The 19,182-nt window shown below is 71.6% G+C and carries 12 protein-coding genes; 2 read left to right on the forward strand and 10 right to left on the reverse strand.

Going from position 1 to position 19,182, the window contains the following annotated elements; translation table 11 throughout:
- Nucleotides 1–941 precede the first annotated feature (941 nt).
- Complete coding sequence (locus tag AZE13_RS34485) at nt 942–2,579, forward strand: SDR family NAD(P)-dependent oxidoreductase (protein ID WP_181690458.1); 1,638 nt, start codon at nt 942–944, stop codon at nt 2,577–2,579.
- Between the two features lie 15 nt (nt 2,580–2,594).
- Here the strand turns inward: AZE13_RS34485 and AZE13_RS27295 are convergent, their stop codons facing one another.
- From AZE13_RS27295 to AZE13_RS27310, 4 genes are all read right to left on the reverse strand, one after another.
- On the reverse strand, nt 2,595–3,038 hold the full coding sequence (locus tag AZE13_RS27295; RefSeq protein WP_181690459.1) for a hypothetical protein: 444 nt from the start codon (nt 3,036–3,038) through the stop codon (nt 2,595–2,597).
- Between the two features lie 30 nt (nt 3,039–3,068).
- The gene (locus tag AZE13_RS27300; RefSeq protein ID WP_066937582.1) at nt 3,069–3,419 is read right to left on the reverse strand and encodes a hypothetical protein; all 351 of its coding nucleotides are present in this window, start codon (nt 3,417–3,419) and stop codon (nt 3,069–3,071) included.
- Nucleotides 3,420–3,425: 6 nt separating this feature from the next.
- Complete coding sequence (ctaD, locus tag AZE13_RS27305; protein ID WP_066937585.1) at nt 3,426–5,141, reverse strand: cytochrome c oxidase subunit I; 1,716 nt, start codon at nt 5,139–5,141, stop codon at nt 3,426–3,428.
- A 343-nt stretch (nt 5,142–5,484) separates the two neighbouring features.
- Nucleotides 5,485–6,603, reverse strand: coding sequence for a serine hydrolase domain-containing protein (locus AZE13_RS27310; protein WP_258528018.1), 1,119 nt, complete (start codon nt 6,601–6,603; stop codon nt 5,485–5,487).
- Between the two features lie 417 nt (nt 6,604–7,020).
- On the opposite strand from AZE13_RS27310, the gene AZE13_RS27315 reads away from it, so the two are divergent.
- Nucleotides 7,021–9,252, forward strand: coding sequence for an NACHT domain-containing protein (locus tag AZE13_RS27315; protein WP_066937588.1), 2,232 nt, complete (start codon nt 7,021–7,023; stop codon nt 9,250–9,252).
- 9 nt (nt 9,253–9,261) lie between these two features.
- On the opposite strand, the gene AZE13_RS39105 is transcribed toward AZE13_RS27315, so the two are convergent.
- The 6 genes from AZE13_RS39105 to AZE13_RS27345 all read right to left on the reverse strand — a co-directional run bounded on the left by AZE13_RS39105 (nt 9,262) and on the right by AZE13_RS27345 (nt 19,178).
- Nucleotides 9,262–13,218 carry a hypothetical protein gene (locus AZE13_RS39105; protein ID WP_066937590.1) on the reverse strand — a complete coding sequence of 1,319 codons (3,957 nt, stop codon included), beginning with the start codon at nt 13,216–13,218 and terminating at the stop codon, nt 9,262–9,264.
- A 193-nt stretch (nt 13,219–13,411) separates the two neighbouring features.
- On the reverse strand, nt 13,412–15,436 hold the full coding sequence (locus AZE13_RS27325) for an ATP-binding protein (protein WP_066937593.1): 2,025 nt from the start codon (nt 15,434–15,436) through the stop codon (nt 13,412–13,414).
- The gene (locus AZE13_RS27330) at nt 15,433–16,104 is read right to left on the reverse strand and encodes a DUF4255 domain-containing protein (RefSeq protein WP_066937596.1); all 672 of its coding nucleotides are present in this window, start codon (nt 16,102–16,104) and stop codon (nt 15,433–15,435) included. The genes AZE13_RS27325 and AZE13_RS27330 overlap by 4 nt, the downstream gene beginning before the upstream one ends.
- Before the next feature lie 51 nt (nt 16,105–16,155).
- Complete coding sequence (locus AZE13_RS27335; protein WP_147264732.1) at nt 16,156–17,457, reverse strand: hypothetical protein; 1,302 nt, start codon at nt 17,455–17,457, stop codon at nt 16,156–16,158.
- Complete coding sequence (locus tag AZE13_RS27340) at nt 17,454–18,533, reverse strand: NADase-type glycan-binding domain-containing protein (protein WP_147264733.1); 1,080 nt, start codon at nt 18,531–18,533, stop codon at nt 17,454–17,456. The genes AZE13_RS27335 and AZE13_RS27340 overlap by 4 nt, the downstream gene beginning before the upstream one ends.
- Complete coding sequence (locus AZE13_RS27345) at nt 18,534–19,178, reverse strand: phage tail protein (RefSeq protein ID WP_079124419.1); 645 nt, start codon at nt 19,176–19,178, stop codon at nt 18,534–18,536.
- Nucleotides 19,179–19,182: the final 4 nt, after the last annotated feature.

Consider the following 19,182-nt stretch of genomic DNA (forward strand, 5'->3'; position numbering starts at 1 on the left):
GGCCGACGGCCCGGGCCGCTCGGAGTCGTTCTCCTGCTCGGTGAGGAGACGGACGCCCAGCCCCGCCTGGACATGGACCGCACCGTCCACCGCCTCATGACACTGCGCGCCCTGGCCACCGCCGCCGAAGGACCGGACGACATCACCCTGTGGCTGATCACGCCCCCGACCGGCGCGCTGCCGGCCCCCGAACGCCCGCTGGCTCCCGAAGCCGCGACAGTCTGGGGCATGGGACGGTGCCTTGGCACCGAACACCCCCACCTCACCGTCCGGCGCATCTCGTGGGAACGCGGCGACCAGCCCGAGACGGACGCCGCCCGACTGGCCGCGGAACTGACCGACCCCACCACCGAGGATGAATTCCTCCTCACCCGCTGCGGCCGCTTCGTACCCCGGATCCACGCACGCCCCACCCTCACCACCACCGAGCAGGCATCGGAAGGAACCTCCTTCGCCCTGCGCCTGCGCGACCCCGGACGCACCTACCGACTGGCGTGGGTGCCGGCCGGGATCCCCCGCCCGGAGCCGGACGAGGTACTCATCTCCGTACACGCGGCAGCGCTCAACTACCGTGACGTCCTCCAGGCCCTCGGCCTCATCCCGCTCACCGCCCCGAACCTCACCGTGACCGGCGAGGAGGACACGGCAGGCCGGGACGGTGACTCCGGGCCCTCGGCCTGGAGTGCGCCGGTGTGGTCGCCGAAGTCGGCTCCCGGGTCACCGGGTTCACCGTGGGAGACCGGGTATTCGGCTTCGGCTCCGGCACACTGCGCTCCCACGCCACCATCCAGGCCACCCTGGTCGGCCACATCCCCGACGGCATGGACTTCCGTCAGGCCACGCCCCTGCCCGCCGTCTATCTCACCGTCCACCACAGCCTGCACCGGCTCGCCCGCCTCGCGCCCGGCGAAACGGTCCTGGTCCACGGAGCGGCCGACGGCGTGGGCCTGGCCGCGCTCCACTACGCCGCGCACGCGGGCGCCCACGTCGTCGCCACCGCGGGCACCCCCGCCAAACGGGATCTGCTGCGGCTGCTCGGCGTCCGGCACGTCCTGGACTCGCACTCCCTGGAATTCGCCCACCAGGTAAGGGGCCTCACGGGCGGCCAGGGGGTCGATGTCGTCCTCAACTCCCTGGCGGGTGAGGCCATCAGCCGCGGCCTGGAGGCGCTGCGCAGCGGCGGCCGGTTCATCGAACTGGGCAAGCGCGACCTGTACGGCAACAGCCGGCTCCTGCTCCGTGCCTTTCTCAACAACCTCACCATGTCGGCAGTGGGCGACATCAATGAACTCCCCACCCACCACCCAGAGATCGCGAGCGAGCAACGGCCCGAGTTCACCAAACGGGTACACGACGGCACCTACCGGCCCATCCTGCACCACGTCTACCCCGCCGACCGGATCACCGACGCCTGCGAAGCCCTTCAGCACTCACGCCACATCGGCAAAGTCGTCATCTCCCTCGACCCGCCACCACACCTGGAGCACCACCCCACGCCCATGGCCATGGATCCACAGGCCACGTACCTCGTCACCGGCAGACTGTGCGGATTCGGCGCGGCCACCGCGCGCTGGCTCACCCGGCGGGGAGCGCATCACCTGGCACTGGTCGGCCGGCGCGGCGCGGACACCCCCGAGGCGCCGGCACTCCTCGACGAACTCCGCAGCGCAGGCGTGCACTTCACCCTCCACGCCGCGGACGTCTCCGACATGGCCGCCATGCGCGCGGTCCTGGACACCGTCGAAACCCGGGAACACCCCCTGCGCGGCGTCGTCCACGCGGCCGCGGTCTTCGACGACGTGCCCCTGGCGGAGCTCACCGACGAACGCCTCCGGCGCGTGCTGGCCCCCAAAGCGACGGGCGCAGCCGTCCTGGACGAGCTGACCCGCCACCGCGACCTGACGCTGTTCCTCCTGCACTCCTCCGTCACCGGACTGATCGGCAACCTCCACCAAAGCAACTACGTGGCCGCCAACGTATTCCTGGAAGCCCTGACGCGGGCCCGCCGGCGGGCAGGGCTCCCGGCGCTGGCCGTCGGCTGGGGACCCGTGGCCGACACCGGCCACGTGGCACGCCACGACATGGCCGCCTACCTGCACACGCTCGGGCTTCCCCCCTTGCCCGCGGCCGAACTCCTGCACCTCCTCGGCTCCCTCCTGCCCAGCGGCGCAGACGTGGCCACCCTGGCGGAAGTCGACTGGAGCCGCGTCCGCCACCTCGGCCCAGCCCTCTCGGCTCCTCGCTTCTCCCCCCTCCTGCCACCGGACGCCACGGACGGCAGGACCGACGACACACTGCTCCGGCAACTGGCCACCACCCCACCCGAAACCGCCATCGCCCTGCTCACCGACGCCCTCACCCACACCCTCGCGAACATCCTGCAGACAACCACCGACCGACTACCGCCGGACCGGCCGCTGACACAGCTCGGACTCGACTCCCTGATGGGCGCGGAACTCATGAGCGCCCTCCAGCAGCGGCTCCACTGCGACCTCCCCATGCTGGAGATCGTCAACAGCACGTCGCTGAGCGACCTCGCCCGCCGCTGCCTCCACCGCCTGACCCGGCCACCGCGGTGACGGCCGGCGCACGCCTCAGCCGGAGCGGGAGTCGCCCTGTTCGTCCGGCGGTGCGGAGTGGCGCAGGTGCGGCATGTGCGGGTGGTGGGGGTGGTGCGGGTGGTGTGCCGGTCCGGTGTGTTCGGCGGCGCGCGCGTGGTCGGCGAGTTCGGGCGCCAGGGCGTGGGTGCGCCGGCTGCCGCACCTGGGGCAGACCGTGTCGGCCAGCCGCACGCCGAGCGCTCGCCCCTCCTCGTCGACGTACTCCCATGTGCGCTGCCCGGACGGCCCGGCAGCCTGGGCGCGCACCGCGATTTGGAGGGTCTCCTCCCAGGTCGCGCCGCAGTCGCCGCAGGTGAAGGCGAAGACCTGGGGGCCGGTATCGGGTCGGACCGGTCGGTCTGGTTGGTCTGGCCGGTCGGGGCGGTCGGGGCGGTCGGGGCGGTCGGGGCGGTCGGGGCGGTCGGGGCGGTCTGGCACGGTGATCAGTCCTCCGTCGGGTAGCGGGTCTCAGGGCCGGGGCAGTCCGAACGCCAGGCAGGTGAGCAGCAGACAGGCCGCCGACACCACGGCCGCGGCGGTGGCGAGCACGCGCAGGCGCAGGCGCAGCAGGCGGTACCGCTCCTCGTACTCCGTGCGCACCTCCTCGCACCGCCGCGCGATCCGCCGGATCATCCGCTCGCTCACCTCGGTGCGTGCGGCCGCGTACCGGGACTCCAGTTCTTCCCGTTCGCCGGCGGTGAGCCAGGGGAACTGGCGGCAGAAGGTCTGGGCTTCCCGGCGCGCGTCGCTCAGTTCGGCCTGCCAGCACAGGTAGCCGTCCAGCCGGCGCAGGCCCTCCTCGGTCTCCCGGGCCACCACCGCCGTTCACCTCCCGGTTTCGGTGGACACCGGCGCGTGGCCGGGGGCGAGTGCGGCGATGTCGGGGTGGTGCAGGTCGAACGCCGGGGATTCGGAGCGAATGCGCGGCATGGTGAGGAAGTTGTGCCGCGGCGGCGGGCAGGACGTCGCCCACTCCAGCGAGCGCCCGTAGCCCCACGGGTCGTCGACGGTGACCTTCTCGCCGTACTTCGCGGTCTTCCAGGCGTTGTAGAGGAACGGCAGGAAGGACAGGCCCAGCACGAATGACGCGATGGTGGAGACGGTGTTGAGGGTGGTGAAGCCGTCGGACGCGAGGTAGTCGGCGTAACGGCGCGGCATGCCCTCGGCGCCGAGCCAGTGCTGGACGAGGAACGTGCCGTGGAAGCCGATGAACAGCGACCAGAAGGTGATCTTCCCGAGCCGCTCGTCGAGCATCCTGCCGGTGAACTTCGGCCACCAGAAGTGGAAGCCGGCGAACATCGCGAAGACGACGGTGCCGAACACCACGTAGTGGAAGTGGGCCACGACGAAGTACGAGTCCGAGACGTGGAAGTCCATCGGCGGCGACGCCAGGATGATGCCGGTCAGGCCGCCGAAGAGGAACGTCACGAGGAAGCCGATGGCCCACAGCATCGGCGTCTCGAAGGACAGTGAGCCCTTCCACATCGTGCCGATCCAGTTGAAGAACTTCACACCGGTCGGGACGGCGATCAGGAACGTCATGAAGGAGAAGAACGGCAGCAGAACGGCCCCGGTCACGAACATATGGTGGGCCCAGACGGTGATCGAGAGTCCGGCGATCGAAATCGTCGCCGCGATCAGGCCGATGTAGCCGAACATCGGCTTCCGGCAGAAGACCGGGACCACCTCGGAGATGATGCCGAAGAACGGCAGGGCGATGATGTACACCTCCGGGTGTCCGAAGAACCAGAAGAGGTGCTGCCACAGGAGTGCGCCGCCGTTGGCCGCGTCGAAGATGTGCGCGCCGAACTTGCGGTCCGCCTCCAGGCCGAGGAGCGCGGCCGCCAGCACCGGGAAGGCCAGCAGGACCAGTACACCGGTCAGCAGGACCGTCCAGCAGAAGATCGGCATCCGGAACATCGTCATGCCGGGCGTGCGCATGCAGAGGATGGTGGTGATGAAGTTGACCGAACCGAGGATCGTGCCGAAGCCGGAGAAGGCCAGACCCATGATCCACAGGTCGGCACCGACGCCCGGGGAGCGGACCGCGCCCGACAGCGGGGAGTAGGCGAACCAGCCGAAGTCGGCCGCGCCCTGCGGGGTGAGGAAGCCGGCCAGCGCGATCAGCGAGCCGAAGAGGTACAGCCAGTAGGCGAACATATTCAGCCGGGGAAAGGCGACATCCGGCGCGCCGATCTGCAGCGGCATGATCCAGTTCGCGAAACCGGCGAACAGCGGCGTCGCGAACATCAGCAGCATGATCGTGCCGTGCATCGTGAACGCCTGGTTGAACTGCTCCATCGACATGATCTGCATGCCGGGGCGGGCCAGCTCGGCCCGCATGACCAGTGCCATCAGACCACCGACGCAGAAGAGCCCGAACGAGGTGAGCAGATAGAGCGTGCCGATGGTCTTGTGGTCGGTGGTGGTCAGCCACTTGACCGCCACGCTGCCGGGTCTGTTGCTGTGTGCCGGCACTTCGGCGTCATACGACTCCGGTGCGGCGGCGTCACTCTGCGGAGGAGGGGGGTGGGCTGCCACGCGGGCTCCAGTCGACGTCGTCAGGCAGGGCTGCGTCCGCCGGGCATGGCCTGCACCCGCCCGGCGACGCGCCGGAGCGGCGCCCCGGCCGCTCGCAGCGCATGCGCGCGGTGAGCCTTGCCCCGTCCCGGCGGCGGAACAAGGAGACGCGCGCGGGAGCCGGGCCGTTCACCCACCCGGCCCACGGGCCCGGCCCGGCGAGCCCCCGGACGGCCGGTACGAGCCCGCCGCCCGCGCCGCCCCGACGGACGCGCGGCTCGGCGACAGCCACGAGGAGCCGTACGGCCTCGCCGCCAGGCGTCCGGAAGAAGCTCACCCCCGCCCTGGTTCTCACACGGCACGGTTACTCACACAGCGCCGAATCGAGCACGTCGACCAGCTTCGGGGACTCCATCTGCGTGTTGGTCAGCACCGACGCGTGACGGCCGTCGGGGGTGACCAGTGTCATCGAGACGTAGCCGGGCACCGAGCCGCTGTGTCCCCACGCCGTACCGCCGCAGGGCAGGGTGTGGCTGCTCAGGCCGAGGCCGTAGCCGTCGCGCTCGCCGACCGGCACGGTGGTCCGCATCAGGGCCAGACTCTCCGGGGAGACGATCTTGCCGCTGAGGAGCGCCTGGTCGAAGGCGGTGAGGTCCTGGAGTGTCGAGATCATCGCCCCCGCGCTGCTGAACACGGAGGGTTCCAGATCCGAACTCGCGTCGACCCAGAGGAAGACCGGGCCGAGGCGGCCGCCCTTGTAGCCGTGGACGTACGGGGCGGGGAGCGACCGGTCGCCCGGCTTGGGGAAGGTGGTCTGTTTCAGGCCGAGCGGCTCGATGATCCGGCGGGTGAGCGCCTCACCGACCGGCATACCGGTGATCCGCTCGATGAGCATCCCGAGGATTTCGAAGTTGGTGTTGGAGTAGTGCCAGGCGGCCCCGGGTGCCGAGGCCGGGGCGAGGCGCAGTCCGTCGCGTACCACCTCGGCCAGGGTGTAGGAGCCGTCTGGGCCGGGCTTCGCCTGTGGCCGGCGGTTGGTGGGGATGCCGCTGGTGTGCTGGAGGAGCTGCCGGACGGTGATCTTGTTGCCGTCGTAGCCGTTGCCGTCGACCACCCCCGGCAGGTACCGCCCGATCGGCGCGTCGAGGGAGACCTTCTGCTCTTCGGCCAGTTGCAGGACCACGGCCGCGGTGAACGTCTTGGTCTGGCTGCCGGCGCGGAAGTGCTGGGTGGGCTGGATGGGCTGGTGGGTGTTGACGGTGCCGGTGCCGGCGCCGAGGTGCCATGAGCCGGTGCGGTCACCGGCGTAGACCGCCGCTCCCGGACCGGTCTGCGCCTGGAAGGAGTTGAGCGCCTTCTGGGTGGCGGCGTGATCGCCGGCCGATGCGGCCTGGGCCGGGGCCGTGCCCGCGAGCGCCACCACAGTCGCCATCGCCGTGCCGCATAAGGCCGTCAGTCGCCGGCCGTCGAGGGTCGATTTCACCGGTTCTCCTCACTGTTTGCGCGGCATGGACCGCACGGACGAAGTCAGTCGGATGGAGGCTGACGCACCAACTGTGGCCGTGGGGGTTGAAGCGCCGGTGAAATCCTGTTGGGCGGACGCTTGTGGGACAGGGCCCTGAGCGCCGGCCACCACTCACCCGCGCTGCTGTGCCGCCCCGCACTGCTGTGCCGCCCCGCGCTCTGCGCCGACATGCTCAACTTCACTGGAAAGCATGACAGTTCAGCGAACGCCTCTCACCCCGCGTCCTGCTGCAACAAGCTCACCTACGGCCTTCGTGGCGGCCACGATCTTCCACGACAGGCACACGACAGGCAGCCGGTGGCCTTGGCAGTGGCCTTGACGACGACGTGAAGCGGGGTGTCTGTGCTGCGGTGGACCCCAGGATGGACGAAGGCCGTGTGGAGTGCCGTCCTGGTGGGCACGGCCCTGCTCTTCGTGCTGATGAAGAATCTCGACGAGGTCGTCAAGTGGACCAGTGTCCTGGGCTTCTTCGTCGCTCTCATCAGTCTGCTCCTCAGCCTCACGCCCCGTGCCCAACGGCCCGCCCCGGGCCTCACACCGCAGTTGGACCAGGCGGCGGAGGATCTGGCGCTGTCCGTACGAGGCCAGTGGCGTGAGGAGGAGAGGCTGCGCCGACTGCACGATCCGTTCCCGCTCGCCGTTCGCTGGACCGCCGCGGAGGAGGCGGTCGCCGACCACTGGGCCGGCCTGAGCGGGCGGTCCGCCACCGCGGCCACGGTGAACCCCGATGGCCGGCTGGAGCAGGTGGCCGACGTCTTCAGGCGGATTCCGTCGGGGCGGCTGGTGGTGCTCGGCAAGCCCGGCGCGGGCAAGACGGTGCTGACGTTGCGCCTCACGCTGGACCTGCTCAGAAGCCGTCAGCCGCAGGACCCGGTTCCGGCGATCTTTCCGTTGCTCTCGTGGCATCCGGGGCAGCAGAGCCTGCACACGTGGATGTCCGAACGACTCGCCACCGACTACCCCGCCCTCGGCGCCCCCGCCCCGTCCGGCTCCACCTGGGCCTGGGAACTGGTGCGCGCGGGACGCCTGCTGCCCGTGCTCGACGGACTCGACGAGATTGCCGAACCGCTGCGTGCCGACGCGATGCGACGCCTCAACGCCGCCCTCGACCGCGACACCCCCGTGGTGCTGACCTGCCGCACGGACGAGTACCGGGACACCGTGCGGGCGGCCGGTGTGTTCACCGCCGCGGCGGTGGTCGAGCTGCAGGGGCTGAGTCTGGACGATCTGGAGGACTACCTGCCGCGCACCGCCCGCCGGATGCCCCGACAGGGCACAGGCGCACCAACGACCAAGTGGCAACCGGCACTTGAGTACCTGCGGGAGCACCCGGACCGACCCGCCGCGCGCACGGTGATGACGGTGCTCTCCACCCCGCTGATGACCTCATTGGCCCGCGCCGCCTACAGCGACACCCGTGCCGATCCCCTCGACCTCTTCGACGGCAGGTTCGCCGACCCGGCCGCCCTGGAAGAGCACCTGCTCGACGCGTTCGTCCCCGCCACCTTCTCCTCCCCCTACTCGGACTCGTACTCGTACCAACGGGCTGCTTCCGACTCCTCGCCGGGCCCGGCCCAGCTCCGCTGTACGCCGGAACAAGCCCAGGCCTGGCTGGGGTGGCTCGCCCGCCACCTGGTCCGGCTCGACACCCATGACCTGGCCTGGTGGCAGATGCCGCGGGGCGTTCCCCGGCTGACGCGGGGACTGTGGGCCGGATGCCTGGCCGGGCTCGTCTGCGGGCTCGTGGGGCACCTCGCGGCCGGTCCCGCCGCCGGGCTCGCCTATGGCATCGCGTACGGAACCACCGTCGCCATCGCCTACGGCCTGGGACGGCAGCGCGGGCCGGCGCATGTCGAGCTGCGGTTCCGCGGGACCGCGATGCCCTTCCTGCGCCGGTTCACCGTCGGCCTCGCGACCGGACTGGTACTCGGCCTCGGCTTCGATTTCCAGGGCGGCGCGATGATCGTGGGTCAGCTCGCCTTCGGGCTCGCGTTCGGACTGCACGTATGGCTGAACACGCCGGCCGACGCCGCCCGGGTGTCCAGCCCGTCCGTCGCACTGCGGCAGGACCGTACCGCGACACTCGCGTTCGGGCTGTCGTACGCGATCTCCCTGGGGTTCGCGTACGGGGCCTCCTTCTTCGCCGACGACCTCGCGGCCGGGTTCGCCGTGCCACTGGCCCTCGGTCTCTCCTTCTCCCCCACGTACGGCATCGCGGGCGCGGCCGCCGGCGCGGTGGCGGGCGGGATCGCCTATGGGCGCGTGGGTGTGCCGGCCTACCTCGTCGGGGGCACCGTCTCGGGCGGCGTGCTGCTCCCGCCCATGCACCGGCTCGGGTTCGGTGTCGTGCTGGGGCTCCTGTTCGGACTCTCGGTGGGGCTGCAGAGCATGATGTCCCGGGCCTGGGGCTCGTTGGTGTTCAGCCGGATGTGGCTGGCCCTGCACGGTCATCAGCCGTGGCGGCTGATGAGGTTCCTCGCCGATGCCCACCGACGCGGTGTGCTCCGCCAGGCCGGTGGGGTGTACCAGTTCCGCCACGCCCGCCTGCGGGACCACTTGGCCCGGTCCACCGGGCCGCGGCAGGCCCGCCGGCACACGCGGGGGTGATGAGCGCCGTCAGTTCGTCGTTGTCGCCGTCGCCGGCGGGTGGTTCCATGCGGAGAGCCATTCCAGGACGCCGACCGCTCCGGCACCGATTCCGGCGCCCGCGCCACCAGCCAGGCCGGCCAGGTCCTTCACCGCGTCGTCTCCCAGTCCGGCGAATCTCTGCATGGGCTGGGTGTTGCCCAGCTTCTGCATTCCCTTGGCGGCGGCGACGGCGATACCGGCTGTGGTGGCCAGGCGGGACGAGACCGGAGCGCCCGAGAGCGACAGGCCGAGCAGGTCGGCCGCGTAAGGGGCCAACCAGGGAGTGAGTGTCAGGGCTCCGCCCACGTAGGGCGCCAGGGCCATGGCGCCACCGACGTACGGGTTGGCGTAGAGCTGCCGGACGCCGCGGGCGGCCCGGTGTGTCCACCGCACGCCCTGGGCCGCGGCGCTGCCGAATGCGGCCGCGGTGTATCCGTCGGTCCGGCTCACGAAGTCGTATCCCTGATCGGTGAAACGGTGGGCGAAGAATCCGCGCAGGGCGGCACCTCCCGGGCCCTTGACGGCCATCATCGTGTCCACCATCGCCTGCGGGCCGTGCTTGAGGATGGTCTCGATCACGCCCATCACGGCCCCGATGACGAGGGCGGCGCGTTCCGCCTTCTTCTTCCGCTGGACCTTGTCCTTGCGGTACTCGTATTCGTCCAGGGCCTTCTCGGCCAGCGCGATGGCCTTGGTGATGGCCTGGGTGCGGGTGGCGTCACCGGCGCCGTGTTCCTCCATGTGCGCACGGACCTTGGCCAGGGATTCCTTGAGGCCGGCACCGGACGCCAGGTTCTCCACGAGGACGGCGAGTTCGTCACTGAGGCCGACCTTGCGGAATGCCCAGGCCGCCGCCTGGCCGCGCAGGATGTTCAGGCCCTGCGGGGGTTCCTCGCTGTCGTAGCGGTCGCGTACCGCGAGCCAGGTCCGCGAGGCGATGTCGCCTAGAACCTCGGCCACCCACTTCTCCACGCGCCCGCCGTAGTAACGCATGACGAACCGGGCGATCTGATGGAAGGCATGGGCACGGGTGCCGATCTCCAGCGCGTTGCGCACCGCTCCGCCGTGCGACGGCGCGGGTGCCGCGGTGAGCCACATGAGGTTCTCCAGGCCCGTGGTCCTGCGGTCCGTACCGACGATCTCGCCTTGGCCGACGGTCTCCTTGGCGGCGAGGAGTTCGATCCGGCCGGCGCCCTTGCCTACGTCGAGCACGCTGGTCCCGGTGATTTCCAGCCGTGCTCCGGGGAGCAGGAGGACGTCCTGGCCACGGTGGTGCGGGGAGTAGGACAGCAGGGGACCGACGTCCCGGCCGGAACGGTCGTTGAGATGGACCTGGGTGACCACCATATGCCGGTCTCCGGGCTCGGTGGCGGCCCGGTCGACGGCGTAGTCGAACGCGGCTTGCTGGTCGCGGAAGGCGAGGACCGGCCGCCGGGTTTCCAGGCGCTGTCCGACGACGGGTCGGTGCTCTTCGTGGCGGGAGCGGCTCATCGCGTAGTCGACCGTGCTCGACTTGAGGTCGGCCAGGTGCTGCGAGAAGGACGTCAGCGTACGGTCGAATCCCTCCTTTCCACCGGTGAGTTTCATGGCGAACTGCCCACCCCATTTGGCGGTCCATTCGCCGGCCAGCTTGATGGCCTCCTTCAGTGCCCGGGCCGGAACGGCCTCCAGCAGCGCCTTGCCGATGCTGTTCACCAGACCGGACAGCGCCTGCATGAGATCCGGCAGATTCTGCAGCTTCCTCAGGAGATCGACGATGTTCTCCTGGAAGATGGCGAAGGCCTTCTTCAGCCACTTCCCGACCCGCTCGAAGTGCGGGGATTTCGCTATCAGTTCGGACAGCCTGGTCCAGGCGGCGGAGAGCTTCTCCTGGAGGGCGGGGAGTGAGTTCCACAGGGCGGTCAGCTTTCCGCTCAGGGCGCTCAGTGCTCCCTTCATCATGCCGAGCGCCTTCGTCGCGAGGGCGCAGATCCGGTCCCAGCCCTGGCCGAGCTTTCCCGTCGCCGCCGCGACCTGCTGCTGGATCTCCGGGGCGTTCTCCAGCAGGTGCACCAGCTTGTCCTGCGCCTTGGCGGCAACCGCGCAGACGTTGTTGCCCAGTTCCTGCACTCCCTTGTACAAGGAGGCGAACGGGGCTTCCCGGATCTCGTCCAGGATCGCGCCGGCGGTACGGCTCTTCAGTCCCCCACCGGCCAGGGTGATGCTCGTGAGATCGAGCGAGAGGCTCCACAGCCTGCTCATGGCCGAACTGGTGAAGCGCTCGATCCCCCCGGTCAGCAGGCCGAAGAGCGCGGAGAGTGTGCCCTTGGTGAGTTCGCCGCCCACCACGGTGCCCGCTGCGCCGAAATTCAGCCCGGCGATGATGCGGTGGAAGTCGGCCAGTGCGGCGTGCCGCTCGGATTCGGCGTAGAAGCGCGTGAACGCGGAGTCGTACGCCACCGTGGCGGACCACGGCACGAACTCCTCGCCGTCCGCGCGCTGTTCCTTGGCCGCGGGGGCCAGATCGGGCTGTCCGACGCTGCCGGGTGCGGTGGTGACCGTCCAGACCGGTCCTGCCAGCGGGCGCAACCGCGAGACCCCGGCGACGAGGTGGTGACCGGACGCCTCGCCGGCCTCCAGCAGGGCGGTGGCCTCGGCCGTCGGGCCGGCGGTGTCCGCCGTCGGGGCCGGGGCGTCCGGGGCCGCGCCTGCCGCGGCGCCGTCCAGGGCACGGGTGCGGGCCAGGCGCTGCTGGACGAGCTCGCGGGAGGGCGCGGCGGCAGCGAGACCGACGGGCTCCAGGACGGGGTCGCCGTAGTCACCGAGCGCCCGCAGGGCGGCGGGTCCGAGCAGATCGGCCGCCTGCCGGCCGGACTTCAGCTCCTGCCGGGTCAGCCACGCCTGGGCCCGGGGGGCGAACTCCTCCGGCTCCCGTACGTCCTGGAGGGTGCGGGCCGACGGAGCGAGCCGGAGGTCCGGCCGGTCGGTGAGCTGGGTGAGATGGGTTTCGAGAGGTGAGGAGAGAGCGGTGAAGGTGTGGCCCGCGAGGTCGATCCGGGCGGCCGGGTCACCGATGAGTCCGGGCGTGCCGCGCAGTGCGCCCTCGTACCGGTGGGTGGCGGTCTCCAGGGTGGATTCGATGACGTCGGATTCGGCCGCGTTGTCCCGCAGGGCGGACTGGGCGGTTTCCAGGGACAGGGCCAGGGCTTCCGCTTCGTCCCCGGTAGCCGCGGCCAGTCGCCGAGCCACGCCCGTGATGTGCTCTTCGAGTACGGCCCGCTCCCGCGTCAACTCGCCTTTGCGGTCGCGGAGTCTGGACATATCAGCCTCGGCCTGCAGCGTGCCGACCACGGCCAGGGCCGCGTCCGGGCCCTGGGCCCGGCCCTGTCCCGTTCCGCAAGCGCGGGCCAGGGCCAGGCGGTACATGCGCCGGGCGTCGTCGAGCCGGGACTCGTACTCACCGGTCAGCGTGTCGTTCTCGGCGAGGGCACCCTTGATGCCGTCGACCTTGGACCGCAGGAGCCGTTCGGTCTCGGTGTCCGGGGTGGATTCCATGAGGCGGTAGCCCAGCTCCAGGTCCCGCTCCAGAAGGTTTCCGCGCTGCTGTGCGAGGGCCTCCAGCTGGGCGGTCAGCCGCACGATGGCGATCTGCGCGCGGTCCCGGACGGCCTCGGCCTGCGGGTCCGGGCCCGCCGCCGACGGTACCGCCGCGGGAGCCTCGGCCAGGGCGGGCAACAGGCCGGCGGTGGTGAGCGCGGAGCTGAGGGAGATCCGCGGGGCTCCGGTCAGATCCGTACCGGCGGCCGGCGAGGCCGTCGGACGCGAGGCTGCCGGGGTGCCGGGGACAGGCCGCGCGGGAATCGGGGCGGCCGGCTGTGGCATCTGCGCACCGGCAAAGATGCGCGCCCCGCGTCTGTGGATGAAGTCGGCGGCGGTGCGGTTGACCAACGTCCTGGTGGACAGCATGGGCATTCCTCAGTTCACAAATGCTCGGCGATATCAGGGAGGTCGGGGAGGTCAGGGAGGCCAGGGAGTTCGGGAAGGCCAGGGAGGCCAGGGAGTTCAGGGAGTTCAGGGAGGTCAGGCCTTCAGGCGGCTTCCGCGGTCCCGGGGTGCGGAGCGGCACGGCGACGGTGCTCGGCCGCCGCTCCGGCCGGGCTCAGGGCCGGTCGAACAGCCGGCCCTGTTTGCGGTACTCGACCTCAACGGCATGCAGCAGATCCTCCGTCGACACCGTCCGGCCGGCCGCCGCGGCCGCGAAGGCCGCGGTCTCCACGCTCGCCCGGATGCTGCCTCCGGCGATCGGGAACTCCGTCGCGATCCGGTCGATGTCACAGCGGTCGGCGAGGGTGTCCCCCAAGAACTTCCGCCACAGCCGGGCGCGTACGTCCGGTCCGGGGCTGTCGAATTCGATGACCTCGTCGAACCGGCGGGTGAAGGCGCCGTCCATGTGGGAACGGAGATTGGTGGTGAGGACGGCCAGCCCGCCGAAGGCCTCCAGGCGCTGGAGCAGGTAGCCGCTCTGCAGGTTGGCGTACCGGTCGTTGGCGTCGCGCACCGCACCGCGCTTGGCGAACATCGCGTCGGCCTCGTCGAAGAGGATGACGCCGCCCAGCGACTCGGCCGCACGGAAGATCCGTTCCAGGTTCTTCTCCGTCTCGCCGATGTACTTCGAGACGACCGACGGCAGGCTGACGGTGAACAGGTCCACGCCCAATTCCCCGGCCAGAGCCTCGGCCGCCATGGTCTTGCCCGTGCCCGACTCACCCGCGAACAGCGCCGTGGCACCCCAGCCCCGTCCGCCGCCGCGCCGCAACCGCCACTCCCCCAGGACCTGTTCGCGGTGCCGGATCCGAAAGGCCAGCATGTCCAGGCGCTCGCGCACCGCCTCGGGCACCACCAGGTCGCCCCAGGCGACCTGGGGCCGGATGCGCCGCGCCAGCCGGCCCAGGTGCCGGGCGGCACAGTGCCGGGCGAGGGATCTGGCCTCGTCGGGGCCGAAGGTGCCGCCGTGCAGTGCGGCCGTGCGCCTGGCCCGGTCGACGAGCGGGGCCGCGGCCGCGTTCAGCGGCTCGCGTCCGGGCGCCCCGGCCTTCCCCTCCCCCCGGGAAACCGCCGACTCCCCCCGGGAAGCCGCCGACACGTCCCCCGACACCGTCGGTGCCGTCCCCCATGCCTCGGCGTCCCACTCCTCATCGCCGTACACCAGCAGCGGCAGCCGCGCACGCTCGAGGGTACGCAGCACCACGCGCAGTACGCTCCCGGCGGGCCCGTCCGGCGGGGTGAACACCGGGACGATCACGCCGCCGCCCAGCAGCCGTGCTTGCAGGACGGCTTCGGCGAGCACGGCGGGCAGGTCCGCGGGGCCGTCCTCGATGTCCTCGGGGGCCACCAGGAGCGGCACCCGGCCGAGTTCGCGCAGTGCGGCGCAGGCGGCGGGCAGGGCCCTGCCGTCGATATCGTCGCGCACGTACAGGCTTCCGGTTCCGCTCCGGCTCAGCAGTCCGGCGAGGTGCTGTACGTCCTCATCGGCGGCGAGGCCGGGGCCGTCGGGCAGCACCCGCAGCGGACCGCCGCCGGTGGCGGAGGCGGGCTGCGGGGCGCCGACGAGGAAGTCCAGCAGGCGGTCGGGTACCCGCAGCAGCCGGTCGGGGTACGGCGCCTCCGGATTCTCGTACCGCACCAGGCCGGAACCGAGCAGCGGACCGCCGGTACGCAGCAGTCCCCGGGTGACGCCCTGGGCCGGGGTGAGCCCGAGGACCCCCAGGGCGACGGCCACGGTGGGCCGGGAGGCCGGTGCCGCACCGGTCAGCACCCGGCAGGCGGCGCCGCAGACCGTGCTCAGCTCCGGCAGCACACAGACGACCAGCAGATCACGCTCGATACCGCTGAGCCCGAACTCCCGCTCCACATGGGCCAGGGAGTCCGCTCCGCCGCAGTGCCCCGGCTCACTGCAGTCGCCCAAGTCACCGCAGTCGCCCAAGTCGCCGTCGTCGGCCTCGCGCCCGGTCGGCCGGACGTCCGGAGCCTGCGCGTCCGGGCCGTCTCCGTCTCCGCCGCCGGAGCCGGCCGCCGCGGCCCCGTCGCCCGCGAAAGCCTCCCCGGTTCCAACCGCGCGTGCCGCGTACTGGAGGAGGCGTTCCTCCAGTACGGTCACGCGTGCTTGCAGCAGGTCGCTGGTCATGCCATCTCCTGGATACTGCGCCGGCGCACGGGCTGGGCCGGCTCACTCATGGGCGGTGTCGTCGCCGGATCGCCGGATCGCTGCGCCGTATCCGGCAGTTGGAGGGCTCTCAGGGCCAGTCCCTTGGCGGGGGCCGGTCCGGTGTCCTGCGTGGGCCTGCCCAGTGGCACCGTCACCACGAGGTCCAGCACCGGCCGGGCCGGGGTGCCCAGGCTCGTCCACAAGCGCGAGGCGGCACTCTCGGCTCCCGGGGGCGTCTCCCGCAGGCCCAGTGACAGCCGCGCCCCGGGGTCTCCCCTGCCCGGCACCCCGGTCACCGTCAGCTCCTCGGTCCTGACACACCATTCGAGCAACGTGCCGAGCATGCGGTGTTCGTCCTGTACGGACTGGGCCCAGACGCTGACCAGGTAGAGGAGCCGGAAGAAGCGTGGCGGGGTGCCGTAGCCGACCACGGCGCCCTGTTCGTCGACGACGCTGACCCCGCCCGACTGGGTGCGTGAGGAGTCCTCCTCGATGCCGTACAGGAAGACGTTCACACACGGCCCGGAGCGCCGGGCGGCCCAGTCGGAGTCCGGGGTCTCGAACAGCACCTGGGCGTTGGCGGCCCGCAGCGGGCCGCGCAGCAGCCCTTCTTTCAGGGTCTCGTCGACTCGGTGAACAACGCTCATGAGGTGGGGTGTCCTTCGCGGGTCAGGGGCACAGGGTCGGGCGCCGGCGGGTCAGGCGTCTTTCGAGAACGGGCCCCGGTTGGGGATCTGCTCGCCGGTCACCAGCGCGATGGCCGTGCAGTCCGTGGGCGCCTGGGCCGTACCGCTGCCCGGGGAGGGCGGGGTGGCGGGCCGGGTGCCGCCGGTGGGGCACCGGACGGTCAGCCGTACCGTCTCGCCTTCCTGGACGACGACGGGCGACTTGGGCGTGAAGTCCCTGGCCTTGTCCAGGTTCATCGTCGCGAGCGGCAGGGAGCCGGCGGTCAGGGTCAAGGTGGCGGCGGGCGGTCCGGCCGCGGTGATCTGAATGGCCGAGAGCTTGAGCCAGTAGCCCTTGCCCACCGTGAACTCGTCCTGTGTGCCGCCGTCTTGGGCCTTGACGACGAGCGAGTGCTGCAACGGCTTCCGCTTCGGCGCCTTGGCCTCCTCCGCCGCCTTCCGCTTCTCCTGCTGCTTCTTCTCCTCGGCCTGCTGCTTCCGCTCCTCGTCCTTGGCGGCCTTCTGCTCGGCGGCCTTGGCCCGCTCCTGCTGGGAGGGGCCGTCGGCGGACACCGTCCGGGCCTTCGGCTCGCCGCCGCCCACCGGCGACAGCCACAGCGCGGTCCCGGCCACCACGGCCGCGACCAGTGCGGTCAGTGCCTTCAGCGCCCGCTTGGTCAGCAGCGGCCGCTGCTCGAAGGCGAAGGTCTCGCGACGGATCTCCTTCGCGTCCCACTCGGCGCTGACACCGACGTCCCACGTGGCGGGTTCGCCCAGCCCCACCGGCCTGGTGACGCGCAGCAGCACCCCGATACGGGCCTTCTCGCCGGCGCGCAGCACGACCCTGGAGCGGCGTACCCGGGACCGCAGGGGCGCCTTGGCGTCCTCCGGGGCGGTACGCAACCGCAGGTGCACCGCGGTGTTGCCGCGGTTGGTCAGCGTGATGAGGTTGGAGCCGGAGAAGCGTCCGCCCAGCCGGGTACGGGTCAGCCGCGGCTCCACCTCCCGGAACTCGCCGATCGGGATCTCGGCTTCGGGGACGGCGGCCCGGGCCGGGTTCTGGGCGGAGGAGACTCTGACCGCGAAGACCAGGGTGCCCGGCAGGAGGTCACTGCTGCGGGGCACGGTGAGGGGGATGCTGATCCGCTCGTGGTTGCCCGGGTACACCGCCAGCTGCCCCAGGTGCGGATCGCGCCACTGCCCCGGCGGTCCGAGCAGGGTCAGGTCGTAGGCGTCGACGATGCGGCTCTCGTTCCACACCAGCAGCTGCGCGGTGACCGAGGCCCCGGGCTCGACGGTGTCGTCGGGGACGATCAATTGGGCCCTGAGCGTCATCGTCCCTGCCTGGTGAAGAACTGCACCTCGGCCAGGGCGACGGGGCCGTCGGGCTGGGCTCCGGCGTGGACGGCGGCGATCCGCAGCGTCACCGACACCACGTCGTCCACGCCCCAGCGGAAGTCCTGTGCGCCGGGCTGGTCGGCGAGGGTGACCTCCTTGTGCACGGTCTTCCTGCCGTCGTCGCCGGCCGTCTCGGCGATCGCGGTGAGCCGGGTGGGCCTGCCGGTCGCCAAGTACGCCTTGGGGTCGGCCGAGGCTCCGTTGAAGATCACCAGCGCGGTCAGCCGGAAGGGCCGCTCGAACGTGGCCGTCCAGGTCTCGCCGACTGCCTCCGCGCCCTTGCGCGCCGGGGCCCAGAACCGGTTGCTGACCCCGTCGACGGCCATCCCCGCCTCGAACCCCGGCTCCTGGGCCGATGCCTCGACGCGGTCGGGCGCCACGGCCGCCTGACCGCTGAACCGGTCCTGCACCGCCGGTACCGCCTCGCGCGCCGCGTCTGCCAGCCGGCCACCAAAGGCGCCTACGGCGAAGCACAGGGGCAGGGCGAGCGGCACCGCGAGCCAGCGACGGTCCCGGTGCCACTGCTGCGGACGGTCGTACCAGCGCTTGCGCAGCTTCTGCCACCGCGTCAGCGGCACCGGCCCGGGCTCGGGGCGCAGCAGTGCACCGCACAGCCGGCAGTAGGTGCGGCCGCCGGGGTTGTCCGAGCGGCAGTCGGGGCACGCCAGGAACAGGAGGATGCCCTCGTGGATCTGCACGTGCCCGTCGGTTCCGTACGCGGTGGCCCGCCCGGTGCCCTCGCCGGTCCCGCCGGTGGCATGAGTGGTGCCGTACGGGACCGGCGGCACGGTGCGGGAGAGCCGGAGCGTCTGGTCGTGGGCGGGCAGGGCCGGTCCGGACCGGGCCGGGGGCTGCCGGAGCAGCGGGCGGCCGCCGGTCTCTTCCCACCCCAGATAGGCGCCGCAGGCCACGCAGAACGTCTCACCGCCGTACGCGGGCACCCCACAGGCATCGCACATCCCCGCGCCGTCGACCGGGCCCGGACCGGACTCACCGTGTGCTCGTGCCGCCAATCAGACCACGTCCTGTCCGGCCGCGAGGCGGCCGTCCGTCACACTGACCCGGACGTCGACATCGGCGGGTACCCAGTCGCGCACCAGCCGTACGACCGCATCCGCGGTGGCCTCGCCGAAGCCGGTCGCCGTGGCGTCGCCGTCGGCCCCGGTCACCGCTGCCGGCAGGGTGACGCGGATCTCGGCCCAGGACCGCTGTGCGGCGGTGGGGTACTCCTCGGGCCACCGGGACCGGTATGTGCCGCCGGACTCGGTCAACTCCACGTGACCGCCGAGCACTTCGCGCACGAAGAGCTCAAGTCCGGCACGGGTGCCGCGCCGGCCCTGGAGCCGGGTCCCCAGTTCCAGGGCCCGGCGCCGGCCCGGCTCGGGCACCGGAGCGACCGGTTCGGTGCCGGTCCAGGCGAGCATCCAGTCGAGGAAGTCGCCGGGCGCGGTCCGCGGGCCGAAGTAGGCGTCCAGGCAGTCCAGGGCGTGGATCACCGGGGCGAGGGTGTCGTCGAAGCCCAGCAGCAGACGGTCCGCGAAGCCGCCCTGCCGGTAGCTCTCCGGCAGCAGGGCCCGCAGCGACCGGCTCCCCGGGACGAGCGGCGGCACCTCGCGTGCCACGTCGCCCTGGTGAGCGGCTCCTTGTGGATGTGACATGTGC

It is taken from the genome of Streptomyces sp. NBRC 110611 (genome assembly GCF_001590865.1).
Lineage (GTDB): Bacteria > Actinomycetota > Actinomycetes > Streptomycetales > Streptomycetaceae > Streptomyces.